Below are 25,534 nucleotides of genomic sequence, written 5' to 3' on the forward strand. Positions count from 1 at the left end.
GCCGGGTCTTCCTGGACGGGCGCGAACCGCACCCATCGTCCGCCACGAGCGAGCTGCCCGCACCGGCGCCGCAATGGACAAGGCGCCGCAAGCCGCGGCGCCTTGTTGATTCCTTCCTTGTATCCCGCCGGCGGCCGCCGGCCGGGACAGCGCCGCGCTACTTCGCGCGCTCTCCCTTGATCAGCAGTACCGGGCACGGTGCCATCGCCAGCACCCGGCCGGCCACCGAGCCGATCACGGCGTCGAAGAAGGTGCCGCGCCCGTGCGTGCCCATGACGATGGCCTCGGCCTTGGTTTCGCCGGCGTGCGCGACGATGCGCTCGGGCGCGAAGCCGCGCAGCGAATGGGCCTCGAAGGGGATGTTGCCGGCCTTGAGGATGTCGCACACCGACTGCATGGCCTTTTCGCTCTCTTCCTTGTGCCACTCGTCGATGGTTTCCTTGCTGACGAAGGCGCGTACCTGGCCGGTGACGTCGGGGGTGACATGGACCACGTGGACGGTGAATCCGGCCTTCAGCAGGCGGCCTTCGACGATGGAACGGGCAGCGGCATCACTGAAGGGCGAACCGTCGGTCGCCAGCACGATATTGCTCATGGCATCTCCTGTCTTGGGGGCTGAGAGGAAGCCGCGGGCGCTTGCGCCCCCGACCTATGGCCATCATCGCAGCTTGCCGGCACGCCTGCCACGATCTGGATCAAATCCCGCCGCGATCACGGCAGCCGCGCGGCGCTGAGCGCTTCGGCTAATCGCCTGACAGATTCGGCCATTGCCGGCGGCGCCGGTCCGCGGCTAGCATCGTGGCAGCCGGCTCGGCCGGAACACAAGCGGAAGACAAGCGGAACACAAGGAATCGACGGAGACAACGATGAGCGGACAAGGCGGCATCCGGCCCCTGGGCGGTGTCAAGGTGGTGGAATTCGAGGGGATCGGCCCCGGGCCGCTGTGCGGCAGCATGCTGGCGGGGCTCGGCGCCGAGGTCACGCTGGTGGCACGGCCGGTGCCGCCGGATGCGCGGCGCGTCCTGAAGGGCGCGGCGGTGCCGCCCCAGATGGAGCAGGAGTACGGCAAGCGCGTGGTCCGCCTGGATCTCAAGCAGGCCGAGGGGGTGGCCGCGGCGCTGGAACTCGTGGCCGGTGCCGACGTGCTGATCGAAGGGCTGCGCCCGGGCACCATGGAGCGCCTGGGCCTCGGGCCGGCCGCGTGCCATGCCCGCAACCCGCGCCTGGTCTACGGCCGCATGACGGGATGGGGGCAGAGCGGCCCGCTGGCCCACAGCGCCGGCCATGACCTCAACTACGTGGCGCTGACCGGCATGCTGTCGCTGGCCGCGCGCGACGGCGCGCTGCCCATGGTGCCGCCGACCATGACCGGCGACGGTGCCGGCGCGCTCGGGCTGGCCTTCGGCATCGTCAGTGCCGTGCTGCATGCGCGCGCCAGCGGGCAAGGCTGCGTGGTCGATGCCGCCATCACCGATATCGCTGCCATGATCGGCTCGCTGGCGCAGGTGGCCCACGCCGCCGGCACCATCGGCGGGCCGCGCCCGAGCCCCTTCCACGATTCACCCTTCTACGATGTCTACCGCTGCGCCGACGGCCGCGCCATCACGCTGGGCGCCCTCGAGCCGCAGTTCTACCGGCTGCTGCTGGAGAAGCTGGAGTTCGACGACGTCGATCCTGCCGCGCAGTACGACAGCAGCCACTGGCCCGCGCTGAAGGCGCGCATCGCCGCGCGCATCGCGCAGCGGCCCAGCGCGTACTGGTGCGAGCGGTTCGAGGGCAGCGATGTCTGCTTTGCCCCCGTGCTGACGCTGGAGGAGGCGGCGCGCCATCCCCACAATGCGGCGCGCGGGACCTTCCTGCGCTATACGCTGGACGGGCGCGAGTTCGCCCGCGCCGCACCGGCGCCGCGCTTCCTGGCTCCGGGCGCGGACTGAGCATCGGTGCACCGGCGGGCGCCGGCCGGGCACGGAACGGTGCCCGGCAGCCAGCGGCGTGCTCCGGCCTTCGGCTATGCTTGCGGCATCCCGGTCCCTTTCCCCTACGCGAGGCATGCCAGCATGAGCACCCTGTCCCCATCGACCACCACCGCGCCGGACGGCTACGCCCCCACGCCTGCATTCCAGGACGGCTTGCGCGTGCGCACCGAAGTGCTCGGCCCAGCCCACGTCCAGCGCGCGCTGGATGCCGCCCAGGCGCAAGGCGACACCAGCCTGCAGCAATTGGTGACCGAATTCGCCTGGGGCACGGTCTGGACCCGGCCCGCGCTGGACCGCAAGCAGCGCAGCCTCGCCACCGTCTCGATGCTGGTCGCGTTGAATCGTCCGCAGGAACTGGCCGGGCATCTGCGCGGTGCGCTCGCCAATGGCGTGACGCCCGAGGAACTGCGCGAGTTGATGGTGCACAGCGCGGTCTACTGCGGCTTCCCTGCCGCCCTCGACGCCAGCCGTAGGTTGACCGAGGTGCTCGAGGCCGCCGCGCATGAGCAGGGCGGAGCCTCCGGGGCGGCGTAGCCGGCGGGCACCCGCCAGGCGCCTGGCCGCAGTGTGGCGCTCGTGCCCGGCGCGGCGTGCTGCGGAGGCGCCCCGCATCCTCAGTGGCATCGGGCTGATTGAGAATATTCTCGTTGCGTTTCGGAATAACGGCCAATACATTGAGGGAGCTACTCAGGTGGCGGACCCTGCCTGCGTCCTATGCTTGTTCCAGCCTATTTCTCAGCCCTGATGAGGAAAGGCGGATCGCCGCCCGGCCCACCCATCGCCCCCGGCCGGAAGCCCGCCAGTGCGGCGCGCGGGCAAGCAGGCGCATCTCCCCCGGTCCAGCCGCCAGGACGTTCCGCCATGGCCGACGCGCTCATCGTCGACGATCATCCCGCCATCCGACTCGCGGTCAGCGCGCGTCTGGAGCGCGAACTCGGGTTCCACGAGATCCTGGAGAGCGACAATGGCGACGAGGCGTTCGAGCTGGTGCGCCAACACCTGCCCCCCTTGCTTATCGTCGATCTCGGCATTCCCCGCATGTCGGGCATCGACCTGATCGAGCGCGTCGGTGCGGCCCATCCCGAAGTGCGCATGCTGGTCCTGTCCGGTCAGGACGAGGACCTGTCCTGTTCCCGCTCCATGCGGGCGGGCGCGCACGGCTTCGTGGCCAAGCGCCAGAGCCTGGGCGAACTGATCAGCGCCGTACGCAGCCTGCTGGCCGGTTACTCGGTGTTTCCGCTGCACGCGCTCGGGGCGGCCCGCCACCAGGGCTATGCCACCGGGCGCGACGCCCTGACGCTGCTGACCGAGCGCGAGGTCACGGTGCTGCAATACCTGGCGCGCGGCTATTCCAACAAGGACATCGCCCGGGAGCTGCTGATCAGCAGCAAGACGGTCAGCACGCACAAGGTCAATATCATGGAGAAGCTGCACATCGCTTCGCTGATCGAGCTGGCCGACTTCGCGCGCCATCACAACCTGCTGCGCTGACAGCGCGCGCAGGGGCGGGGCGGCGCGCAACGCCTCAGTCCCCGGCGGCTTCCCGCGCGCGCAGTGCCGGCACCGGTTCGGCCGGGACGCTGCGCGCGGCCGGCTGCGTCATATCGCGCCAGCTCGCGTACCGTGCAGGCCGGGACGGGACAGGCCGCGGTGGTCGATAACAAGCCCCCGGCGGCGTCATCGGCGCCGATGCTGGCCGAATGCGGCGCCGACGTGATCACGATCGAGCCGCCCGACGCCGCCGAGGTGATCGGCCGCGCGGTGGCCGGTGCCGACGTCTTCCTGACCAAGATGCGCAACCGCGGCGACTGCGCGCCGCGCCTGGGCCAGCATACCCGGCAGATCCTCGCCGGACTGGGCCTGGGCGGATGCGCGCGGGCGCCGGAAGTTGCTCAGCGCCGGTGGTCGAAGCGCCGCGCCAGCCGTTCGCCGCCGAACTGCACCAGCGTCACCAGCACCACCAGGATGGCGATCACGTTGAACATCACAGCGGTCTCGTAGCGCTCGTAGCCGTAGCGGATGGCAAGGTCGCCGAGGCCGCCGGCGCCGACCGCGCCCGCCATCGCCGAGGAGCCGATCATGGCGATCACGGTGACGGTGGCGCCGCCGACCAGGGCCGGCATGGCCTCGGGCAGCAGCACGTGCCGCACGATGTGCCAGCGGCGGCAGCCCATCGCGCGCGCGGCCTCGACCAGGCCGGGATCGACCTCGTTGAGGCCCACCTGCGCGACGCGCGCGAAGAAGGGGATCAGGTGCGCGCTCAGCGGCACCACGGCGGCCCAGGTACCCATGGTGGTGCCGACGATCAGGCGCGTGAGCGGCAGCATTGCCACCAGCAGGATGATGAAGGGGATCGAGCGGAACACATTGACCAGCACCGACAGTACGCGGTGCAGGCGCGGGCGCGGCCACAGCCCGCCCGGCGCGGACAGCGTCAGCACGATGGCCAGCGCCATGCCGCAGACGAACACCACGGCACAGGCGCTGCCGGACATCAGCAGCGTCTCGCCCAGGGCGCGCAGGTACTTGTCAGCCAGCGGCGGAAACATGGCGCGGAATCTCCTGGTAAAGGGCGTGTGCGCCGGCCGCGTGGCCGCTCGCCTCATCCATGGCGCCGCGCGCGGCGCCCGGGTCCGGTTCGTTGGCGGCCGGCGGCAGTGCCTGGTGCAGCGCGCGCAGCGGCCGCAGCAGCGCCAGCGTGGCGTCGGCACGCGGCGCCAGGAAGACCTGGCGCACGGCACCCTGTTCCACCACGCGGCCGTGGTCGAGCACCAGCACGCGATCGCAGGCCTGGCGGATCACCGACATATCGTGCGTGATCAGCACCACGGTCAGGCCGAAGCGCTGGTTGATGTCGCGCAGCAGCGCGAGGATCTGCTCGGTGGTCTCCGGGTCGAGCGCCGAGGTGGCTTCGTCGCACAGCAGGATCTCGGGCTGGTGCACCAGCGCGCGGGCGATGCCGACGCGCTGCTTCTGTCCACCCGAGAGCATGGCGGGATAGGCCTGTGCCTTGCCGGCGAGCCCGACCAGGTCGAGCAGCGCCATCACGCGCGGTGCGATGTCCAACCGTGGCACGCCGGCCACGCGCAGCGGCAGCGCCACGTTCTCGAACACGGTCTTGGCCGACAGCAGGTTGAAGTGCTGGAAGATCATGCCGACGCGGCGCCGCAGCGCCACCAGGCCGTCCTCGTCGAGCCGGCCGATGTCGGCGCCGTCTATCCGCACGTGGCCGCGGCTGGGACGCTCCAGCATATTGACCGTGCGCAGCAGCGTGGACTTGCCGGCGCCGCTGCGGCCGATGATGCCGAAGATCTCACCGCGCGCGACCTGGAACGAGACGTCGTCGAGCGCGGCCGCCGGCGCGCCGGCATAGGTCTTGCCCAGGTGTTCGAAGACGATGTGGGCCGGCGCGGAATCCGGCGGGGGCGGGGAAGGGGCGAAGGTCACGATGGCTCTCCTTGCTCGGGGGCCGGTGGCGGGGCGGGGGGCGCTGCGCGCTCAGAATGCCGGGATCACCGATCCCTGGTACTTCGACAGGATGAAGCGCCGCACCTCCTCCGACTGGTAGGCCTTGACCAGCGGCGCCACCCAGGGTGCATTGCGGTCCTGCTCGCGCACCGCGATGACGTTGACGTAGGGGTTGTGTTCCTTCCGTTCCACCGCGATGCCGTCGCGCGTGGCGATCAGGCCGGCCTGGTAGGCGAAGGTATTGACGATGGCCGCGGCGTCCACGTCGGGCAGCGAGCGCGCCAGCACCACCGAGGCGCTCTCCACCAGTTCCAGCTTGCGCGGGTTGGCGGTCACGTCGGCCAGCGTGGCGGTGCCGGTGAAGGGGTCGAAGCCCTCGCGCAGCTTGATCAGGCCGTGATCGCGCAGGATCACCAGCGCGCGCGTCTGGTTGCTCGGATCGTTGGGGATGCCGATGCGCGCCCCTGCCGGCAGTGCCTCGAGGGATTTGAACTTGCGCGAATAGAAGGCGATCGGCGAGATCAGCGTGTTGCCCACGGTGACCAGCTTGTAGCCGCGCTGCTTGATCTGGTCGCGCAGGAATGGAATGTGCTGGAAGGAATTGGCATCGAGGTCGCCGTTGTTGAGCGCTTCGTTGGGACTGGCGGTGCCGGTGATGACGATGGGCTGGACGTTCAGGCCCTGCTTCTGTGCCACCTTGGTAACCACTTCCCAGATCTCTTCGTCGACGCCGCCGCGCACGCCTACCTTGATCACCTTGTCGGCAGCGGCCGCCGGCGCGCCGCCGAGCGCGAGGGAGAAGATCGTAGCGCCGGCCAGCAGCGCGGAAAGAAGCGAGCGTCGTTTCATGGGCGGGTTCACCTGGACTGGGAGGGTTTGCGGTGGAAGTCGGCCGGCACCAAGCCGGGAGACCCAGTCTAGGCAGGCACGCGGTGGCGGTCCAAGAAGGAATGCGCACTTGCAAATGCGGCGAGCGCGGCGAAGCGGCGCGCGGTGCGAGGGCGCGCCTGTGGCGATGCCGGAACCGCCGGGAGGCGGGTGGCAATACGGGCGGCCATATAGGCGGCCATACAGGCGGCCATACCGGGCCGCCCTGCATATCCATGCGCGGATTGCTTCGTTGGCGTCGCTGGAGCGGTGCCCTAAGGTGATGGCGCGATACGGCGGACGCAGCGCGCTCCGGACCCATCCGTCCGCGGGCCGTCCGCGCCGCCGCAAGCCGATGGCGCCGGATGCGGCTGGTCCGCCCGGTGCCGGTCCTACGCTACCGGGAACCTGCCAATGAGCACCACGCCGCCGCGACAACTGCACCTGAACGTCAATATCCTCCACTCGGGCTTCGTGCCTTCGGCCTGGCGCCTGCCGGACAGCGATCCGGCGGCCTTCACCGACGTGCAGCACTATGTGCGCGTGGCCCGCATCGCAGAGGCCGGCAAGCTCGACGCGGTCTTCCTGGCCGACAGCGCGGCCATCATCGACCAGATCCATTTCCGGCCGATCACCGCGCTCGAGCCGACCGTGCTGCTGGCCGCCATCGCCGCCGCCACGACCCGCATCGGCCTGATCGGCACGGCCTCGACCAGCTACAACGAGCCCTACAACATCGCGCGCCGCTTCGCCACGCTGGACCATGTCAGCGGCGGGCGCGCCGGCTGGAACGTGGTCACCACCGCCGACCTGCCGTCGGCACGCAATTTCGGCCGCGACAGCGTGCCCGACCACGCGCAGCGCTACGCGCGCGCCGACGAGTTCACCACCGTGGTCAAGGCGCTCTGGGATAGCTGGGAGGACGATGCCTTCCTCGGCGACAAGGCCGGCGGCCGCTTCGTCGATGCCGGCAAGGTGCATCCGGTGGAGCACCGCGGCGAGCACTTCGCCGTGCACGGGCCGCTCAACCTGCCGCGTTCGCCGCAGGGGTATCCGGTGCTGGTGCAGGCCGGCGGTTCGGCCGACGGGCGTGAGCTGGCCGCGCGCCATGCCGAGGCGGTGTTCTCGGCCTCGCAGTCGTTCGAGGAGGCGCTCGACTACGCGCGCGGGCTGAAGGCGCGCGCGCAGGCGCTGGGACGCGGCCCCGAGGCCGTACGCGTGCTGCCGGGGTTGACCACCATCATCGGCGCGACCGAGGCGCAGGCGCGGCGGCGCCGCGACGAGCTGGTCGATGGCATTCCCTGGGACTACAGCCTGACGCGGCTGGCCGGCACGCTCGGCATCGCGCCGGAGCGGCTCAAGCTGGACCAGGGCCTGCCTGACGACCTGCCCCTGCCGGCGGGCGGCAACGGCAATCACACCTTTTTCCGTGCCACGCTGGCGCGCGGGCGCGGCCTGACCGTGCGCCAGCTGATCCGCGAACTGGCCGGAGGCGGCGGCCATCGTGTCATCGTCGGCACGCCGGAGCAGATCGCCGACGACATCGCCCACTGGTTCCGCCACGGTGCCGCCGACGGCTTCAACCTGATGCCCGATGCGCTGCCGGACGGCCTGCAGGACTTCGTCGACGGGGTGGTGCCGATCCTGCAGCGCCGCGGCCTGTTCCGCAGCGAATACGCGGGCCACACCCTGCGCGAGCATTTCGGGCTGGCGCGCCCGCCCGGCAGGGGGGCACCGCATCGCGCCGCCGCCTAGCGCCGCCCAGTGCCGCCCAGTGCCGCCTAGGGCCGCCGTACCGGCCCGCCGCCCAGCGGCGGTGCCACTTCCTCGAGCGGCCGCCGTTCGGCATCGATGCCATGCCGCAGGGCGAACAGTCCTGCCGCCACCACCAGCGTCGCGCCGATGGCGTAGCCACCCGCCACGGCGGCGCGGCTGCCGCTCTGGATCAGCAGGCCGAACAGCACCGGCGCGACCAGGCCGCCCGCGCCCGTACCGACGGCGTAGAACAGGGAAATGGCCAGTGCGCGGATCTCCAGCGGGAAGATCTCGCTGGCGGTCAGGTAGGCGGAACTGGCCGCCGCCGATGCGAGGAAGAACACGGCCGCCCAGCACAGCGCCTGGGTGCGCGCATCGAGCCAGCCGGCCAGGAAGGCCCAGCCGGTCAAGGCCAGCCCGACGCCGGACATGACATAGGTGCAGGAGACCATGCGGCGGCGCCCGATCCGGTCGAAGGCGGGGCCGAGCAGCAGGGGGCCGGCGGCGTTGCCGAGCGCGAAGGGGAAGATGTAGAGGGCCGCGCGGGCATCCGGCACGCCGTAGAAGCGCACCAGCACCATGGCATAGGTGAAGAAGACGGCGTTGTAGAGGAAGGCCTGCGACACCATCAGCGACAAGGTCACGGCGCTGCGCATGCGGTAGCGTCGCATCAGCAGCCAGGCCACGTCGCCCAGTGTGGGCGGCGTGCGGCGGGCCGCGGGACGCTCTGCCGGCGCCGGCCGCGCCGGGGCTGCGGCAGCGCGTGCGGCAATGCTCTGCTCGATCTTGCGCAGGGTCGCGTCGGCTTCGTGGAGGCGTCCGTGCATGGCCAGCCAGCGCGGACTTTCCGGCACGTGGCGGCGCACCAGCAGGATGGCCACGGCCAGCGCCGCGCCCAGGCCGAAGCAGGCGCGCCACCCGCGCGCGGGGCCCAGCACGCGGGGATCCAGCAGGAACAGGCTGAGCCCGGCGCCGAGCGCGGCACCCAGCCAGAACGTCCCGTTGATGGCCAGGTTGACACGTCCGCGCACGCGCGCGGGGATCAGTTCATCGATGGCGGAATTGATGGCTGCATATTCGCCACCGATGCCCAGCCCGGTGCAGAAGCGGCAGCCTGCGAAGTAGGCGAAGCCGGGGGCGGTGGCAGTGGCAAGCGTGGCCAGCAGGTAGACCAGCAGCGTGAGCAGGAGCAGGCGCTTGCGGCCAAGATTGTCGGCGAGCCGGCCGAACACCAGGGCCCCGCCGATCGCGCCGGCAACATAGAGCGTGCCGGCCAGCCCCACCTGGGCAGCGCTGAGCGACAGGGTATCCGGCCGCTGCAGCACGGCGCCGAGCGAGCCGGCCAGCGTGACTTCCAGTCCGTCCAGCACCCAGGCGATGCCGAGCGCACCGCATACCTGCCAATGCCAGCGCGACCAGGGCAGCCGGTCCAGCCGGGCGGGGATGTCGTGATCGAGCTTGCCGTGCCGGCTGCCTGCGGCGGTGCCGGTCTGGCGTGGGGTCGGGGCATCGGGCATGGCGTCGGCGGGTTCTTGGGGCCGCGCGCGCAGCGCGCTCGCCACCAGGACAACTTACACCATCATCGGCCCGTGTGCCGCCTCCCCGCCCGGATCGCCATGCCGGATGCCGCGTCAACCATGCGGCGCCAGCCGCCCGCCGCCGCGCACGAAGCACATGCCGATCCATCCGCAGCTCATCAGGACCACGATGGCCCCCATGCCGGCCTGCTGCGAGTGGAAGGTCGCGGTGGCGTAGTGCACGAGGAAGGAGCCCAGCCACATGGTGGCGGTACCCGACAGCGCGAAGATGCCGAAGAAGGCCCCGCTTTCCCCCGGCGGCGACAGCCGCAGCAGCAGGGTGCGGCTGGACGAGTAGGATGCCGTGATGAAGGCCGCGTTGGAGAAGCCGATCAGCAGGTAGAGCAGGTCCGGCCAGGTGCGGAAGAAGGGCCCGTTCCACAGCGGCGCCGCGGTGGCGGCGTCGTAGTGCCAGAAGTAGAGGATGCGCTCGGGTGCCATGCCGATCACGCAGACCAGGCCCACCAGCGTCATCAGGACCTCGATGCGTACCGCGACCTTGGGCCCCAGCGCGGCGTCCAGGCGGCTGCCGAGGATGCCGCCGAGCGCCGCGAACACGCTCAGCAGCACGCCGTAGCTCAGCATGGTCAGCGTATGCCACTTCATCACGCCGGCGGCATAGACGCCGGAGAACAGCAGCACGGCGGTCATCGCGTCGACGTACAGCATGCGCGCCAGCAGGAAGGCGGTCATGTCGCGGTGGCCGCGCAGCTTGCCCACCATGCCCAGCAGCGTGCGCAGTCCCTCGCGCAGGGAACGCGCGATGCCGTTGCCCGTGCGCGCGGCATCCGGGGTGAAGAGGAACATGGGCAGGGCACCCAGCACGCACAGCACGCCGGCGATGGGGCCGACGATGCGCTCGGGTTCGTGCGCGGCGGGATCCATGCCGAACAGAGGCTGCGCCGGGATCCAGCCCCAGGGCACCTTGCCGGGCAGGGCGAAGGCCCACAGCACGAACACCAGCACCAGCACGGAGACGGCGTTCGACAGCGCCAGTCCCAGGCCGGAAGCCTTGTGCGCGAGCCGGGGGCCGGCTGCCTGCGCCAGCATGGCGTTGTGCAGCACCTCGGTGTAGCCGAACAGCACGTTGATCAAGGTGGCTGCCACCACCACGCCACCGATGCCCAGGCCGGTCAGGTCGGGGCGGGCCCACCACAGGGACATCATCAGCACCGCCATCACCAGCGTCGACACCAGCAGCAGCGGCTTGCGCGGCCCGATGCGGTCGATCGAGGCGCCCAGCAGCGGGGCGGTCAGCGCGATGATCCAGCCGGCCCATTGGCCGTAGGTGGCCACCAGCGCCTGCCCCTTGACCGGATCGCCCACCATCACGGTGGAGAAGTAGGGCATGAACACATAGATGGTCACCAGCATGACGAAGGGATTGCGTCCGGCCTCGAACAGCGACCAGGACACCGCGCCCAGGTCGAGGCGGTCGCCGGGGACCGCCGTGGTGGTCATGGGTGTGGCGCTCATGGTGCGAATCCTTTGCGTTCGGCCAGCAGGCGCTTGCGTTCGTCGCGCGCGCGCTCGGGTTCGGCGGTGACCTGCACGTCGAATGCCGCCAGCTCGGGCGGCACGTACCAGTGCAGCTTGTCCTCGTGATAGGCGGCCCACACGGCCTCGGCCACGGCGACCGGCGGCAGCAGCCGCCACATGCCTTCCGTCGCCGCTCCCGCCCGCACGCGTTCGGGCAGGATGGGCGTGTCGATCAGCCCCGGCAGCACGTCGGCGGCACGGATGCCATGGCGCGACAGTTCGACCGAGAGGGCCTCGGTGAAGCCCTTGACCGCATGCTTGGTGGCCGAATAGACGGCAATGCCGGCGGCGCCGAAGATCGCCGAGGCCGACGAGGTGCTGAAGCACAGCGCGTTCGGCGTGGCCTTCAGCAAGGGCATGGCGGCGTGGATGCCGCCGAGCACGCCCAGCAGGTTGACGCTGACGATACGCTCGATGGTCTCCCACGGCTGCTCGTCGAAGTAGCCGCCGGCGCCGATGCCGGCATTGTTGAAGAGCAGGTCCATGCGTCCGCCGCTGGCGGCACCGAAGCGCTCGATGGCGGCGAGATAGGCGGCGCGGTCGCTCACGTCGAGCGGCGCGAACAGGCCGGCATCGGGGCCCAGTTCGTTCGCCAGGGAGTCGAGCCCGGCCGCATCGATGTCGTAGGCGCCGACGAACCAGCCGCGCGCGGCGAACAGGCGGGCCGTCTCGCGGCCCATGCCGGAGGCGGCCCCGGTGATGAAGATGGCGCGGCGGGTGCTCATGCGCGCACCTCCTCGCTCACGCGGCCGAACTCCAGGCCGGCGCAGTCCCCGCTGGCGCGCCAGGCCTGCAGGATGTCGATGAAGGCGGCGGCGCCCGGCCCGTAGGGGCCGTTGCGGATCTCGCGCGCCGACAGCTTGCCTTCGGCGTTGTAGTAGCCGGGCGTGCACTCGGCCTGGTAGGCGGCGCGGCGCGTGCCGGCGGACACGATGGTGGCGGTCCACGCGGCCTCGCTCGCGGCGCTCGGCTCGACGGTGTCGGCGCCCTCGGCCACGCAGCGCGCGGCGACATAGGCGATGTGATGGGCCTGCTCGTTGAGCATGTGCGGGAAGTTGGGCGATTGCCCCGACTGCGTCACGCTGACGATGAAGCAGTTAGGGAAGTCGCGCGTCAGCAGCCCGTGCAGCGTGGAGGCGCCCTCGGCCCACTTGTCGGACAGCGACAGGCCGCCGCGCCCATGCAGTTCGAAGCCGGCGCGCCGCTCGAAGCCGGTGCCGACCTCGAAGCCGGTGGCGAAGATCAGGCAGTCCAGCGGATACTCGCGGCCGTCCACCACCGCGCCGGCCGGCGTGATGCGCTCCACGCCGCGGCCCGCCGTGTCGACCAGCGTGACGTTGGCGCGGTTGAACATGTCGAGATAGCCGTCGTGGAAGCAGGGGCGCTTGCAGAACTGGCGATACCAGGGCTTGAGCGCCGCCGCCGTGGCCGGGTCGCGCACGACGTGGTCGACACGGGCGCGGATCTGCTCCATCTTGGCGTAGTCCGCCATCTGCATCGCCTGGACCGGATCGGCGACGCTGCGGTCCGGCCGCACCAGCCGCATGATGTCGGTCCAGCCGTCGTTGACCAGGTCCTCGGCCTGCGGGATCCCGCAGACCAGGTTGTTGAAGTTGTCCATGCGCTGCTGCTGCCAGCCCGGCCCCAGGCTGGCGGCCCAGGCCGGATCGGTGGGCTGGTTGTTGCGCACGTCGATCGACGAGGGGGTGCGCTGGAACACGTAGAGGTGCCCGGCCGCCTCGGCCACGTGCGGAGCGCACTGCACGGCGGTGGCGCCGGTGCCGATGATGCCGACGCGCTTGCCGGCCAGCCCGGCCATGCCGCCGCGATGATCGCCGCCGGTGTAGGCGTAGTCCCAGCGGCTGGTGTGGAAGCTATGCCCGGCGAAGTGCTCCAGGCCCGGGATGCCGGGCAGCTTGGGCTTGTTCAGCGGGCCCGTGGTCAGTACCAGGAAGCGCGCCTGCAGGCGGTCGCCGCGGTCGGTGCCGACCTGCCAGCGCGCGCCGGCTTCGTCCCAGCGCAGCGAGGTCGCCTCGGTCTGGAACAGCGCGTCGCGGTACAGGTCGAAATGCCGGCCGATGGCCTGGGTGTGCGCGAGGATCTCCGGCGCCTTGGCGTACTTCTCCGTGGGCATGGTGCCGACTTCTTCCAGCAGCGGCAGGTACACATAGGACTCGATGTCGCAGGCCGCGCCGGGATAGCGGTTCCAGTACCAGGTGCCGCCGAAATCGGCGCCCTTCTCGATGATGCGGATGCGCGCGAAGCCGGCTTCGCGCAGGCGCGCGGCGGCCAGCAGCCCGCCGAAGCCGCCGCCGATCACGATCGCATCGAAGGTGTCGGACTGCGGTGCACGGCGCAAGGCCGGGTCGGCGTGCGGATCCGCCGCGAAGCGGGACAGTTCGCCCGCGATCTCGACATACTGCGCATTGCCGTCCGCGCGCAGGCGGCGCTCGCGTTCCTGCCGGTACTTTTCCTTCAGCGCGGCCGGGTCGAAGTCCCAGCGCGGGTCGTTGGCTTGCATTGTCTCGTCTCTCCGTGGCAGGTGCGGGGTCTGGTGGGCCGGCAGGCGGGGGCCGTATTGTCGTCTTGCGGCCGCGGCCGTCAAGTGGTGCGGGCCGCCGGCGGGGCGCCGTGCTTCAGGCATCGGCGGAGTGCGATGACCGGCCGCATGGTGGCCGGGGCCCGGGGCGCCCGGCCGGTTGGGCCGGGCATGCGGCGCGCAAGGACGCGGGATGGGGGGCGTGTTCGCTTGTCATGGGGGCGCACTCCAGCGACCCATTCTAGGTGCGCCGCCGCGCTTTTCGTCATGCATATCGCGCATCAGAAAATAGCGCGCCTGCATGCTGCGCTCGCATATCCCCGCGCTGGCGCGAGTAGGCAGGGCTGGCGCCGTGCCGCGCGTGCAATGCAGCAAGGGCGGGGCGCCCGTGTGCGGGCTCAGGCGCCGCCCGTCACCGGCCAGCCGGCATCCCTGGCTGGCTGCTGCGCGAGGCGCCGCGCGGTGCTGCGCAGTTCCTTGACGAAGGCGCGCATGATGGGGGTCTGGCTGCGTCCCTTGAGCAGGTGCACGCCGTCGTTGGTGCTGAGGTGGCGGTCGGCCGTGAGGTAGCGCAGGCGGCCGTCGGCGGCGGCGCGCCGTGCCAGTGACAGCGGCACCAGCGTGAGCGCGGTGCCGCTGCGCGCGAGGTCGAGGCAGGCCGCGGTGGACTGCAGCTGGAACTGCGGGAAGGCGCCGCCGGCGCGCATGGCCACGCTGGCCGGGGTGAAGTCAGGCTCGCCGCCGGCCGGTACCCGGGGCAGCGCCCAGGGATAGGCGGAGAAGTCGATCGCCTCGCCCTGCATGGCGGCGATCTCATGCTCGGCCGAGAAGACCACCGCCAGCGGCTCGGTGGGCAGCGCCAGCATCAGGATGTCCTCGGCGAAGCGCGAGGCGTCGAAGCGGCGGCGATCACATACCACCAGGTCGAGCTCGCGGTCGAGCAGGCGCTGCAGCAGCGGCGTGGTATCGCCGCTGGTCAGCGTGAGGTGCACCAGCGGATGGCTGTGCGCGAAGGCCGTGACGGTCTCGGTCAGCAGGGGCTGCAGCGGATAGGCGCCGCAGCCGACGCGCACGGTGCCCTGGCTGGACGCCTTCAAGCCCGCGGCATCCTCCTTGAGCGCGGCGGCGGCCGCGATCACGGTCTCGGCCTGGTGGATCAGCCGGCGCGCCGCCTCGGTCGGCGTGACCGTGTGCGTGGTGCGGTCGAACAGGCGGCAGTCGAGCGCGCGTTCCAGGTTCTGGATGCTGCGGCTGAGCGCCGGCTGGCTCATCGCCATCTCGTCGGCCGCGCGGGCGAAGCTGCGCAGGCGGTAGAGCGCCTGGAAATGCCGGAGTTGTCGCAGGTCCATGTCGATTCCGCTTGCTGATGCGCGCGATGCATGAAGGAGGACGCGCCGGTGGCGCCGGCGCCTGTCGTGTCCGCCCTGCGCGCCCGACCGGTCTCAGGCCGCCTGCCAGCGGCCGTCCGTCTCGCGCGCACGCCCCTCGGCGGCGAGCTTGAACAGGTGTGCCAGCAAGGAGCGCTGCGCCACCGGATGCATGCGCGGCGGCACGTCGTCGTAGACGCGCGCCAGCAGGGCGCCGAGCTCGGCCGCGCCCAGTTCGGCCAGCGCGTTGACGACCTTGGCCTCGCGCTGCAGGCGGTGGCGCACCAGCACGCGGATGGCGTCGGCGGGGCGCGGGATCAGGAAGCCGTGGCCTGGCGCCAGCCATTCCAGGTCCTCCTGCAGCAGGGCGCGCAGCGAGTCGAGGTAGGCCTGCATGTCGCCGTCGGGCGGATTGATGACGACGGTCGAGCCCTGCATCACGTGATCGCCGGTGAACAGCGTCTTCTCTTCCTCGAGCAGGTAGCACAGGTGATTGGACGCGTGCCCGGGCGTATGTACCACGCGCAGCGTGCAGCCTTCGCCCAGCGCGAGGCGCTCGCCATGCTGCAGCTCGCGTGCCGGGGCGAAGCCGGCATCCTGCCGGGCGCCCGGCGGCGCCGCGCGGCCCAGCACGGTGGCGCCGGTGGCGGCCTGCAGCTTCGGCGTCGCGGGCGAGTGGTCGAGGTGGGTATGGGTGGCGAGGATCCAGCGGATCGGGCCCGGCGCCGCGGCCAGCACGGCCTGCACATGCTTGTCGTCGTCCGGGCCGGGGTCGATCACGGCCCAGGCATCGCTCGCGGCATCGCCTACCAGGTAGGTATTGGTGCCGGGGCCGGTCATCACGCTGCCATTGCCGGCGGTCACGCGCCAGACGCGCTCCGACAGCCGCACCGGCGCGCCGGCTTCCAGCTCATAGCGCGCTTGCGCGCTGCCGTGCGGGTCGATGCGCCCGATCTCGGCGTAGCAGGCCTCGTCCGGCATGACCGGGCGCGGGCCGCCGGCGCCGAGGCCGATGCGCGGCATGATGCAGGCGATGTCGCGCCGCTGCGCGGAAAAGTCGAAGCAGGCCTGCGCGCTCTCGAAGTGCGCGATCGCCGCCAGGTTGCGGCGCGTGGCATTGACGAGCTTGAGGCCATGGTCCGGATGGATTGCTTCGGAGGGCCGGATCCAGCAGTGCTCGACCACCTCGTCGCCGTCGTGCAGCGCAACCTGTCCGGGCGGAGCGATGGCGACGAAGAAGCGGGTATCGAAGCGCTTGGGCAAGCCTGGCGGCGTCAGCCAGTAGCTGTGGTAGGCCAGGCGATCGACCGCCAGCCTCAGGCCGATCTGCGCGCAGGCCTGGGCCAGGCCGGGGCCGCCGCGGCGTGCGGCGGCGCGCAGCAGCGCGAGCTGGTCGGGGAGAAGCTGGTCGGGCACGAGCGGCTCGGGACCGGTGCCGTAGGCGAACAGCAGTCCGGCCTCTTCGAAGCATTCGCGCACCGCGGCGAGATAGAAGTCCAGTCCGCCCGCGGCCAGGCCGAGGCGCTGGCTGGCGCTGCTGTCGTCGAGGCCGGCGGCGTGGGCGTGCAGGTCGCGGTCCTGCGCGTCCAGCGTGCCGCCGGGGAAGACATAGGCACCGCTGCTGCGGTCGTTGTCGCGTTCGGCGCGGCGCACCATCAATACCTCGGGGCCGGCGGGACTGTCGCGCAGCACCAGCACGCTGGCCGCGCTGCGCAGGGAGTGGGGGGTGGTCTGGCTGCCGCTCTTGTCTGTGCTTGTCATGATAGGCGGATTGTCTCCTGGGGTCGGGCCGCGCCGCCGGGGCGGCGCGGCCAGCCCATAGTGTAGTCGGGTTGCCCTGCGCGCGCCCGCGGGGGCCACCGATTCACGCCTAGACAGAATGTATTGAAATGGGAGGTGAAAGACATGGCATGCGGGAATCAGCGCTAGGCGCCAAGCGCAGCCATAGCCCGGCTATGGCGAGCATCGGCAACGACGCGATGAGCCCGCATGCCATGGCAGGCACCGACCGACTTCAGTGATTCAGTGGACTAGAGTCAGGCATCCAGTGCCCCGAACGCCCGCAGCCGGTACGATAGCGCGGGCGCTACCGCCTTCGCATCCAACCGAGGAGACAACACGATGAAGACGCGCATCACCGAACTGTTCGGCATCCGGCACCCGATCATCCAGGGTGGCATGCACTATGTGGGCTTCGCCGAGCTGGCGGCGGCGGTCTCGGCCGCCGGCGGCCTGGGCATCATCACCGGCCTCACGCAGAAGACCCCCGAACTGCTGGCGCGCGAGATCGCGCGCTGCCGCGACATGACCGACCGGCCGATCGGTGTCAACCTGACCTTCCTGCCGACCTTTTCGGCGCCACCGTACGCCGAGTACATCGCGGCCATCGTCGAAGGTGGCGTGCGCATCGTCGAAACCGCCGGGCGCAGCCCCGAGGCCTATATGCCGGCACTGAAGGCGGCCGGCATCAAGGTGATCCACAAATGCACCTCGGTGCGGCATGCGCTGAAGGCGCAGCAGATCGGCTGCGATGCAGTCAGCGTCGATGGCTTCGAATGCGGCGGCCATCCCGGCGAGGACGACGTGCCGAACATGATCCTGCTGCCGCGCGCCGCCGACGAACTCAGCATCCCCTTCGTCGCCTCGGGCGGCATGGCCGATGCGCGCAGCCTGGTGGCGGCGCTGGCGCTCGGCGCCGATGGCATCAATATGGGCACGCGCTTCATCGCCACGCAGGAGGCGCCGGTGCACGAGAAGGTCAAGCAGGCCATCGTGCAGGCGAGCGAGCTCGATACGCGGCTGATCATGCGCCGGCTGCGCAATACCGAACGGGTGCTGCGCAATGCCGGCGTCGACCGCCTGCTGGAGATCGAGCGCGAGAAGGGCGAGGCGCTGCAGATCGCCGACATCTACGACCAGGTGGCCGGGGTCTATCCGAAGGTGATGGCGGAAGGCGAGCTGGACGCCGGGGCGTGGAGCTGCGGCATGGTGGCCGGCCTGATCGACGATGTGCCGACGGTGCAGGCGCTGATCGACGGCATCATGGACGGCGCGCACCGCATCATCCGTGAGCGCCTGGAGGGCATGCTGGGCTGAGGCGACGGGCTAGGGCGCAGGCTCAGGCTCAGGCCCGCATCGCCGCATCGCATACCGCCACCAGCCGCGCGGCCAGGTCGCGCGTATGGGCGGCGGTCTCGGCCTGCACGTGCAGGCTCAGCTCCAGCGCCGGCGCCGGCGCGAAGCCGTCCGCCGCCTCCAGGATGCGGTGCCCGTCGGCGGCCAGCCGGCGCGGCAGCATGGTGATACCCAGCCCGTCCGCGACGGCCGCGCGGATGCCGGCGAGGCTGGCGCTGGCATAGGCGATGCGCCAGCGGCGGCCGGCGGCATCGAGCAGGTGGGTCATTTCGCCGCGGTAGAGCCCGCCCAGCGGGAAGGCCACCAGGGGCAGCGGGTCGCGCCCGCGCGCGGGGCGCTCGCGGCTGTCGAGCCAGCACAGCGGTTCGGCCCAGCTGGCCAGGCCCGGCGCGCTGCCCACGCGCTGCTTGATCAGCACCAGGTCCAGCTCGCTGCGCTGGAAGCGCTGCCACAGCTCGTGGCTCAGTCCGCTGGTCACTTCCAGGCGCACGCCGGGGTGCGCATCGGCGAAGGCCGCCAGCGCGGGCGTCAAGGCATGGGCGACGAAATCCTCGGGCACGCCCAGCCGGATCTCCCCCTGCGCATCGCCTTGCGCCAGCTGGGCCACGGCCTCGTCCATCAGTTGCAGGATGCGGCGCGCATAGCCGAGCAGGTGCTCGCCCTCGGGCGTGGCCGTCACATAGCGCCCGCCGCGGTGCAGCAGTTCGCAGCCGAACTGGGTCTCCAGCCGGCGCACCTGCTGGCTGACGGTGGATTGCGTCAAGTGGACGCTGTCCGCGGCACGCGTGAAGCTGCCGGTGTCGGCAACCGCCACGAAGCTGCGCAGCAGTACGGGATCGAGCATCGCTGGTATTTGAAAAGCCACTGATCGGCATTTCATCATTTAATTTCCCAATCAGCAAGGCGCTTCCTAGAATGGCCTGCCACGACCGGGCCGGCTGCCGCCAAGCCGTCGCCAAGCCGCTGTCACGCCCGGCCGTCTCATCTCATTTCCGCGGGGAGTTTCCATGTCCACCCATCCAGACCTGCTGCGCGAGGCCGTACGCCTTGCCCAGGACAATCGCGCGCGCGGCGGCCGTCCGTTCGGCGCGGTGCTGGCCAGGCACGGCGAGATCGTCGCCACCGGCGTGAACGGCATCGTGCACAGCCATGATCCGACCACGCATGCCGAGATGGAGGCCCTGCGCGCCGCCAGCCGCCGCCTGGCAACCCCCGACCTGTCCGGCAGCGTGGTCTACGCCAGCGGCCATCCTTGCCCGATGTGCCTGGCGGCGCTGGTCATGGCGGGCGTGGAAGCGGTCTACTACGCCTTCGACAATCCCGATGCCGCGCCCTTCGGCCTGTCCAGCGAAGCCGCCTACCAGAAGCTGCGCCTGCCGCTGGTGCCGCCGCCGCTGGCGCTGACCAAGCTCGATGTGGGCGTCAGCGCGATGGCCGTGTACGGCGCACGGGCCGGCCGTGCCTGAGCGGGCAGTACGCGCGCGGCCCGGGTCGCGCGCCGCCTGGCTCGCGCTGGTGGTGCTGGTCGGCATGAACCTGCGGCCGTTCCTGACCGGCGTGGGGCCGCTCGCCGAGCAGATCCACGACGGCACCGGCCTGACTTTCCGCGGCATGGCCTGGCTCACGCTGCTGCCGATGTGGCTGATGGGGGTGGGTGCCCTGCTGTCGCCGCTGCTGTGGCGCGCCGTGCCGGCGCGCCACGCGGTGTTGGGCGCCCTTGCCTTGCTGGGGCTGGGCTCGGCACTGCGCGCCGCCTGGCCGCAGGGGGGCGCGCTGATTGCCGCCACGGCGGTGTGCGGCGCCGGCGTGGCCGTCATCCAGGCGGTGTTCCCCGGGCTGATCAAGCAGCGTTCGGCGGGGCAGGTCGCTGCCGTGATGGGTTTGTATTCGGCCGCGCTGATGGGGGGCGGTGCGCTCGGTGCCCAGTTGACGCCGTTGCTGGCGCAGTGGTCCGGCAACTGGCGCGGCGCGCTGGCCGCCTGGGCAGCGCCTGCCTGGCTGGCGCTGCTGTTCGCGTGGCGTGCGCTGCCCAGGCCGGCGCCGGCACGTCCGGGGCCGGCACCGGCGGGTGCCCGCTTGCTGCAGCGCCCGCGCACCTGGCTGCTGATGGCCTGCTTCGGCCTGGTCAACGGCGGCTATGCTTCCCTGGTGGCGTGGTTGCCGGCCTTCTACCAGTCGCGTGGCTGGAGCGGTACGCACAGCGGTGGGCTGCTCGCACTGATGGCGTTGGCCCAGGCCGGCGCGGCGCTGTTGCTGCCCGCGCTGACGGCGCGCTGGCGCGACCGCCGGCCCTGGCTGTGGCTGACCCTGGCGCTGCAGGCGGCAGGCTTCGCCGCCTTCGCCGCATGGCCGGACCTGGCGCCGCGTGCCTGGGCCGCCATCTCCGGTGCGGGGCTGGGTGGTTGCTTCGCCTTGTGCTTGATCGTGGCGCTCGATCACCTGCCCGACGCGGAGCAGGCTGGCGAACTGAGCGCGCTGATGCAGGGCGGCGGCTTCCTGATCGCCGCCACGGCGCCCTGGGTCTGCGCCGCCCTGCGTGACGCAAGCGGCGGCTTTACCGCAGGCTGGCTCGCCCACCTCGGCTGTGTCGCCGTGGTGTCCCTGCTGGTCGCACGGCTGGCGCCGCGCGGCTATGGCGTGGCGCTGTCACCGCCGGGGCGTGCCTGGCATCCCCCCGGCGAACCGGGGCGAGCGGGCAACGGCCCCCGCGTGGCGGACCAGCCTCGGGGCTAGTCCATTGCGTCGGAGAAAGCGCACCCGAGCGGCGGGGCCTTTCGAATGACGCAGTGGGTTAATGCACCTGCATGCCCCGCATCGCGTGGATGCGCTCATGGTGTCGCTGCATGCCTTCGTACTGGCGCTGCACCACGTTGCGGATCGCCTCCGGCATATCGAGCTTCAGCGCGGAGCGGTATTCGCGGCGGGCGGCGGCCTCGCCGCGTTCGCATTGCTGCAGCACCACGTCGTCGTTGTTCGGCGCGATCACATGAAGGATTTCCATCCAGCTGCGCAGCATCGTGCCGCCCATGGTGCCGCGATCACGCGGCGCGGCGCCGAGTGAAGTCACCAGCGCCTGCAGTTCGCTGACCGAGGTGCGGCAGGACTCGGCGGTCCCGCTCAGGACGGCGCGGATCTCCGCATCCTTCACTTCGCGCGCGCCCGCGCTGCAATTGAGCTCACCATCCTTGCCGACCTCGATCAGGTGGTTCAGAGTGGAAACCAGTTGGCCTTGCGCTTGATCCATGGCAGTCTCCTTTGCTGTCACCGGATGACGCGATGCGCTGCGCACCCGGCGCCGGGGCGATGCCGGCGCGGCGGCGCTGGCTCGCGCGCCATCGTCAGCACCAGTATAGGCAGCGGGCCGGCGTTCGCGGCGGGGGCATATCGAGAGGGGCGGTGCGCCAGGGGCCTCGGCTGCCGCCCGCAGCGGGCGTTCGGGCCGGTGCTACCGAAATGCGCCAGCAAGCAAGGAGAAGCAAGATGGCAAAGCTCCGCGAAGCCTTGATCCATGATCTGCATCCGACACAGATCACCGTCGGCATGATCGAGGTGCATGACAAGAAGAAGCATCTCGCTGCCTTGAGCGCGGCGGAGCAGAAGGCCTTCATGCAGGCCCATCCGATCCCGGCCGTGGTAGGCCCTGCCGGCAAGCTGTTCATCACCGATCACCACCATCTGGGACGCGCCGCGCTCGAAGCGGGCGTCACCAGCGGCTTTTTCACGGTGGAGGCGGACCTGTCCGACCATGCGATCGATGCATTCTGGGCCGAGATGAACAAGAACCTCTGGGTCCATCCGCTCGACCAGAACGGTGTGCGCCACTACTACGCGCAGATCCCGTCTCACCTCAGCAAGCTGGTCGACGATCCCTACCGCTCCCTGGCGGGTTATGTGCGCGACGCCGGCGGCTACGAGAAGACGCCGACGGCATTCGCGGAGTTCGTCTGGGCGGACTTTTTCCGGCGCGCCATCCCGGTGGAGGACGTCAGCACGGATTTCCAGCGGGCGGTGCAGGCAGGGATCGCCCTGGCCAAGGGCAGCCTGGCCTCCGGACTGCCGGGGTGCAAGACACGCTAGGCAATCTGCCCGGACCTGCCGCAGGTCGCCGCGGCTGGCCTCGCGGCGGCGGGCTTGTTACAGAGTACATAGACAGTTACAAAGCGAACCCGCGTGGCTGTCAGCGGGGCATTTCCGGCCCACGTTAGTTGGGGCATGCCGGGCGATCCGCGCCCGGCATCGACAAACCGGGAGTGCTTCATGCAAACGCGCAAACTGATTGGTGGCCTGACTTTCGCCCTGCTCGCCGCCGGCCTGGCAGGCGGCGCCATGGCAAGCGAGAGCCAATGGGACAAGAACCATCCGCGCCGCGAAGAGGTGAACCAGCGGCTGGCCAACCAGAACCAGCGCATCCACAAGGAAGTGCGGGAGGGCGAGATCTCGCACGCGCAGGCCGCCAGGCTGCATCGGGAAGATCATCAGATCCGCCAGGAAGAGCGTGTGATGGCCAGCCACGACGGCGGCCACATCACGCGCGCCGACCAGCGCGCGCTCAACCAGCAGGAAAATGCCGTGAGCCGCCAGATCGGCAAGTGACGCGCCGCGGTCCGCCGGCCGGTGCCGGACGCCGGGCGCGCGGACCGGACCACGCGGATGGGAGAAGGGAAGAGGGGCTGCGGCCCCTCTTTTTGTATCCGGCTCAGGGCTGCTTGATGGCATGGGAGGCGGCGTGTGAGGCGGCGTGTGAGGCGATAGAGGGGGCGGCAGTGCCGGATGGTATGCTTGGCGCCACCCAATCCATGGCAGGGACGAGGCCGCCCGGGCCACACAGGCCGCCCGCAAGGCGGAAGGCATCGTCCGGCCATGCCGTCCCCGACCTCCCATGCCGGAACTTAACCAGACGTTCACGCTGCCGCGCTGGCGCTTCACCCGCTGGCTGGTGAAGATCGACGCCGATGTCCCGGACGAGATCCGGCATGCCCTGATCGGCAGCCTGTTCGGCACACTCTCCATCTTCGTCGGCGGGGTCGTCAACACGCTGCTGGTGGCGGCCCTGATCGCCTGGCATCTCCAGCGTCCGCAGTTCTTCGCCTGGCTGGCACTCGAATGCCTGATCTGCGTCGCGCGTATCGGCGTGCTGCTGTCAGCCTCGCGCCGCGCACGCGCCGGCCGCTCGACGCATACCGATATCCATATCCTGCTCAGCCTGGCGTGGGCGTTCAGCGTCGGGCTGGGGACCTTCCTCAGTATCACCAGCGGCGACTGGCTGGCGGCCGCGCTGGCCTGCTTGTCCTCCGCCGCCATGGTCGGCGGTATCTGTTTCCGTAATTTCGGCGCGCCGCGCATGGCCGGGCTGATGATCCTGCTGGCGCTCGGGCCCTGCTGCCTGGGCGCGGTGGTCGCGCGCGAGCCGCTGTTCCTGCTGACGCTGGTGCAGTTGCCCGTCTACGTGGCCAGCATGACCAGCGCGTCCTTTCGCTTGAACGCGATGGTGGTCGCCACCATGCAGTCAGAGCGTGAAAATGCCTATCGCGCCCGCCACGACTCGCTGACCGGCCTGCTCAATCGTGCCAGCCTGCTGGCGGAGATCGGCGCCGCCATGCGGCGCGGCCGCGCGGTGGCGGTGCGGCCGGTGTTGCTGTATCTGGACCTCGACGGCTTCAAGGCGGTCAACGATGCCTACGGGCATGGCTGCGGCGATGACCTGCTGGAGCAGGTGGCAGTGCGCATGCGCGCTGCCGTGCCTGCCGGCGCGCAGGTCTCGCGCATCGGCGGCGACGAGTTCGTGATCCTGCTCGCCGGCCATGGTGACGATGGGGTGCGGGCGCTGGCAGGAAGGTTGCTGGTGGAGATCGGCGCGCCCTACCAGCTGCACGGTGGCGTGCAGGCGGTCATCGGCGTCAGCATCGGTATCGCGCCGGTGCCGGCCGATGGCCAGAGCGCGGATGCCGTGCTGAAGACCGCAGATCGCGCGCTATACACCGCCAAGGCGCGCGGCAAGGGGCGTTTCCACATGGCTGGCACGGCGTAGCGCCGCGCCTGGACACGCGAAGCCGGTCGGCCAGCCGCCATCCGCGGGCAGGAGAGACGGACTTCCCCTGTCCGGCCGAAGGAAGCGATCCAGCCAACTGCTGCGCTGTGCTAGGTCGTGGACCGCGCCAGTCCGGCGCACCGTGGGCGCATCAGGTCAAGGCTCGCCGAGCGGGGCGTAGGCGACGGCGCCGGAGCGCTGCCAGTTCCTATGGAGGTCGGGGTAGAGGCGCGCGGCCGAGACCAGGCTGTCGCGCAGGGCCTTGTCGTGCCTGGCCTCCTCGTCGAGTGCCGGTGCGGCGGCGCGGCGAGGATGACCAACCGTGGCCGGCCGGCTGCCTTGGGGCGCGGCGCGTGGTCGCTTGCTTGCCGGCAATGCCTTCGCACTCGCGTCCGCTTCCTTCGGCGCGGGCGGGGCTGCCTGCGCCGGCATGGCTTGCGTGGTGCCTTGCGGCGCGGGCGCTACCGCCGCCTTGGCGGAGGGCGATTTGTCGGAGGCCGCCGCCGGAGGCGGCTCGGCTCGCCCGGGCGAGGGCGTGGCGGCTTTGTCCGCATGAACTTCCGCTGCCGCAGCGCCGGCCGTGACAGGTGCCTGCGTTGGCGCGGGCGCTGGTGCTGGTGCTGGCGCGGACGCGGCCATGGCGGCGTCGGCCGTCGCCGTCTCCTGGGGCACAGCCAGCGTGACCGGGGCAGCAGGGATGCTGGCCGGTTCGGCCGTTGCCGCCGTTGCTGCCATTTCCCCGGTTGCCGCAGTTGCCGCCGTGCCGATTGCCGCCTCGGCCGCCGGGTGCTCCGTGTCCTGGTACCAGACCACGGCCCCGCCGAGGAGGGCAGCGGCGATCGCGGCAAGGGCGGCGAGCTTGCCATAGCGGACCAGGGTACGCCGGCGCCGCTGGCTTCGCCTGTGCGCCTGCTGGCGGCGTGCCGACTCGTGTCTCGCTACCGCATCCGCGCGGATCGCGTTCAACGCTTGCGTGACCTCTTCCGCCGGCCCGTACGGCGGCGGCAGGGGCAAGGTGGAGAACAGCTGAGGAAAGGTGGTGGCGGACACTTGAGTCCCGGCTCCCGAAGCAGAGGTCCGCGCATCACTCGCACGGATCGGTCGATTTCAATGCAGGCCATGCTAGCAGCAGGTTCTGTCTATCCACCATGGGATTCGTCTGATTTTGCGGAGGCCAATATCTGCCATCCAACAGGCGGAGAGCCGGTCCGCGACCGGGGAGAGCGCGATGTCGAGCCCATGATTTCGTATCGGATTGCTCATCCGACTGCGCATGCGATTGA

Annotated in this window: 24 protein-coding genes; 10 read left to right on the top strand and 14 right to left on the bottom strand. The window is 70.8% G+C overall.

Annotation, left to right across the window (positions count from 1 at the left end):
• Positions 1-157: 157 nt before the first annotated feature.
• Entirely contained in the window at positions 158-595 is a 438-nt protein-coding gene (locus BKK80_RS04375; RefSeq protein WP_071011102.1) for a universal stress protein, read from the bottom strand.
• Positions 596-866: 271 nt separating this feature from the next.
• Here BKK80_RS04375 and BKK80_RS04380 point away from each other — a divergent pair, with 271 nt between their 5' ends.
• The 3 genes from BKK80_RS04380 (at position 867) to BKK80_RS04390 (ending at position 3,467) form a co-directional block, all read left to right on the top strand.
• On the top strand, positions 867-1,934 hold the full coding sequence (locus BKK80_RS04380; RefSeq protein ID WP_071011103.1) for a CaiB/BaiF CoA transferase family protein: 1,068 nt from the start codon (positions 867-869) through the stop codon (positions 1,932-1,934).
• Positions 1,935-2,057: 123 nt separating this feature from the next.
• Positions 2,058-2,510: a carboxymuconolactone decarboxylase family protein gene (locus tag BKK80_RS04385; RefSeq protein WP_071011105.1), complete on the top strand. Its 453-nt coding sequence runs from the start codon at positions 2,058-2,060 to the stop codon at positions 2,508-2,510.
• 327 nt (positions 2,511-2,837) lie between these two features.
• Positions 2,838-3,467 (top strand): response regulator transcription factor, encoded by a 630-nt coding sequence (locus tag BKK80_RS04390; RefSeq protein ID WP_071011106.1) that lies wholly within the window; start codon positions 2,838-2,840, stop codon positions 3,465-3,467.
• A 186-nt stretch (positions 3,468-3,653) separates the two neighbouring features.
• On the opposite strand, the gene BKK80_RS36215 is transcribed toward BKK80_RS04390, so the two are convergent.
• From BKK80_RS36215 to BKK80_RS04410, 4 genes are read right to left on the bottom strand one after another with little or no spacing between them, the layout of a single operon-like run.
• The gene (locus tag BKK80_RS36215; RefSeq protein WP_157903153.1) at positions 3,654-3,809 is read right to left on the bottom strand and encodes a hypothetical protein; all 156 of its coding nucleotides are present in this window, start codon (positions 3,807-3,809) and stop codon (positions 3,654-3,656) included.
• Between the two features lie 59 nt (positions 3,810-3,868).
• Positions 3,869-4,525 (bottom strand): methionine ABC transporter permease, encoded by a 657-nt coding sequence (locus BKK80_RS04400; RefSeq protein ID WP_071011110.1) that lies wholly within the window; start codon positions 4,523-4,525, stop codon positions 3,869-3,871.
• Complete coding sequence (locus BKK80_RS04405) at positions 4,506-5,423, bottom strand: methionine ABC transporter ATP-binding protein (RefSeq protein ID WP_269466352.1); 918 nt, start codon at positions 5,421-5,423, stop codon at positions 4,506-4,508. Before BKK80_RS04405 ends, BKK80_RS04400 begins: the two co-directional genes overlap by 20 nt.
• Before the next feature lie 51 nt (positions 5,424-5,474).
• Positions 5,475-6,293, bottom strand: coding sequence for a MetQ/NlpA family ABC transporter substrate-binding protein (locus BKK80_RS04410; RefSeq protein ID WP_071011111.1), 819 nt, complete (start codon positions 6,291-6,293; stop codon positions 5,475-5,477).
• A gap of 432 nt (positions 6,294-6,725) precedes the next feature.
• Between BKK80_RS04410 and BKK80_RS04415 the strand changes: the two genes are divergently transcribed.
• Positions 6,726-8,066 (top strand): LLM class flavin-dependent oxidoreductase, encoded by a 1,341-nt coding sequence (locus tag BKK80_RS04415; RefSeq protein WP_071011112.1) that lies wholly within the window; start codon positions 6,726-6,728, stop codon positions 8,064-8,066.
• Positions 8,067-8,092: 26 nt separating this feature from the next.
• Here BKK80_RS04415 and BKK80_RS04420 read toward each other — a convergent pair whose 3' ends face one another.
• From BKK80_RS04420 to BKK80_RS04445, 6 genes are all read right to left on the bottom strand, one after another.
• The gene (locus BKK80_RS04420; protein ID WP_083384197.1) at positions 8,093-9,583 is read right to left on the bottom strand and encodes an MFS transporter; all 1,491 of its coding nucleotides are present in this window, start codon (positions 9,581-9,583) and stop codon (positions 8,093-8,095) included.
• A gap of 114 nt (positions 9,584-9,697) precedes the next feature.
• Entirely contained in the window at positions 9,698-11,119 is a 1,422-nt protein-coding gene (locus BKK80_RS04425) for an MFS transporter (RefSeq protein WP_084545469.1), read from the bottom strand.
• Positions 11,116-11,907, bottom strand: coding sequence for an SDR family oxidoreductase (locus BKK80_RS04430; RefSeq protein ID WP_071011113.1), 792 nt, complete (start codon positions 11,905-11,907; stop codon positions 11,116-11,118). The genes BKK80_RS04425 and BKK80_RS04430 overlap by 4 nt, the downstream gene beginning before the upstream one ends.
• Positions 11,904-13,703: a flavin-containing monooxygenase gene (locus BKK80_RS04435; protein ID WP_071011114.1), complete on the bottom strand. Its 1,800-nt coding sequence runs from the start codon at positions 13,701-13,703 to the stop codon at positions 11,904-11,906. Before BKK80_RS04435 ends, BKK80_RS04430 begins: the two co-directional genes overlap by 4 nt.
• 416 nt (positions 13,704-14,119) lie before the next feature.
• Entirely contained in the window at positions 14,120-15,070 is a 951-nt protein-coding gene (locus BKK80_RS04440) for a LysR family transcriptional regulator (RefSeq protein ID WP_071011116.1), read from the bottom strand.
• 93 nt (positions 15,071-15,163) lie between these two features.
• Entirely contained in the window at positions 15,164-16,849 is a 1,686-nt protein-coding gene (locus tag BKK80_RS04445) for an MBL fold metallo-hydrolase (RefSeq protein ID WP_071011118.1), read from the bottom strand.
• 360 nt (positions 16,850-17,209) lie between these two features.
• Between BKK80_RS04445 and BKK80_RS04450 the strand changes: the two genes are divergently transcribed.
• On the top strand, positions 17,210-18,184 hold the full coding sequence (locus BKK80_RS04450) for an NAD(P)H-dependent flavin oxidoreductase (RefSeq protein WP_071011119.1): 975 nt from the start codon (positions 17,210-17,212) through the stop codon (positions 18,182-18,184).
• Positions 18,185-18,212: 28 nt separating this feature from the next.
• Here BKK80_RS04450 and BKK80_RS04455 read toward each other — a convergent pair whose 3' ends face one another.
• Positions 18,213-19,067 carry a LysR substrate-binding domain-containing protein gene (locus tag BKK80_RS04455; protein WP_071037492.1) on the bottom strand — a complete coding sequence of 285 codons (855 nt, stop codon included), beginning with the start codon at positions 19,065-19,067 and terminating at the stop codon, positions 18,213-18,215.
• A 163-nt stretch (positions 19,068-19,230) separates the two neighbouring features.
• Between BKK80_RS04455 and BKK80_RS04460 the strand changes: the two genes are divergently transcribed.
• Together BKK80_RS04460 and BKK80_RS04465 are read left to right on the top strand one after the other, a co-directional pair.
• Positions 19,231-19,689 (top strand): nucleoside deaminase, encoded by a 459-nt coding sequence (locus BKK80_RS04460; protein ID WP_071011122.1) that lies wholly within the window; start codon positions 19,231-19,233, stop codon positions 19,687-19,689.
• Positions 19,637-20,956, top strand: a complete 1,320-nt coding sequence (locus tag BKK80_RS04465) for a cyanate transporter (protein ID WP_084545470.1) — start codon at positions 19,637-19,639, stop codon at positions 20,954-20,956. Before BKK80_RS04460 ends, BKK80_RS04465 begins: the two co-directional genes overlap by 53 nt.
• Positions 20,957-21,014: 58 nt before the next feature.
• Here BKK80_RS04465 and BKK80_RS04470 read toward each other — a convergent pair whose 3' ends face one another.
• Positions 21,015-21,467, bottom strand: coding sequence for a PA2169 family four-helix-bundle protein (locus tag BKK80_RS04470; protein ID WP_071011125.1), 453 nt, complete (start codon positions 21,465-21,467; stop codon positions 21,015-21,017).
• Positions 21,468-21,703: 236 nt separating this feature from the next.
• On the opposite strand from BKK80_RS04470, the gene BKK80_RS04475 reads away from it, so the two are divergent.
• From BKK80_RS04475 to BKK80_RS04485, 3 genes are all read left to right on the top strand, one after another.
• Positions 21,704-22,300 (top strand): ParB-like protein, encoded by a 597-nt coding sequence (locus BKK80_RS04475; RefSeq protein ID WP_071011127.1) that lies wholly within the window; start codon positions 21,704-21,706, stop codon positions 22,298-22,300.
• A gap of 249 nt (positions 22,301-22,549) precedes the next feature.
• A complete protein-coding gene (locus tag BKK80_RS04480; RefSeq protein ID WP_231908026.1) occupies positions 22,550-22,816 on the top strand; it encodes a hypothetical protein in 267 nt (88 codons plus the stop codon).
• A 286-nt stretch (positions 22,817-23,102) separates the two neighbouring features.
• Positions 23,103-24,251 (top strand): GGDEF domain-containing protein, encoded by a 1,149-nt coding sequence (locus BKK80_RS04485; protein WP_071037488.1) that lies wholly within the window; start codon positions 23,103-23,105, stop codon positions 24,249-24,251.
• 156 nt (positions 24,252-24,407) lie between these two features.
• Here BKK80_RS04485 and BKK80_RS04490 read toward each other — a convergent pair whose 3' ends face one another.
• Entirely contained in the window at positions 24,408-25,301 is an 894-nt protein-coding gene (locus BKK80_RS04490; RefSeq protein WP_071068635.1) for a hypothetical protein, read from the bottom strand.
• Positions 25,302-25,534: the final 233 nt, after the last annotated feature.

It is taken from the genome of Cupriavidus malaysiensis (assembly GCF_001854325.1).
GTDB lineage: Bacteria > Pseudomonadota > Gammaproteobacteria > Burkholderiales > Burkholderiaceae > Cupriavidus > Cupriavidus malaysiensis.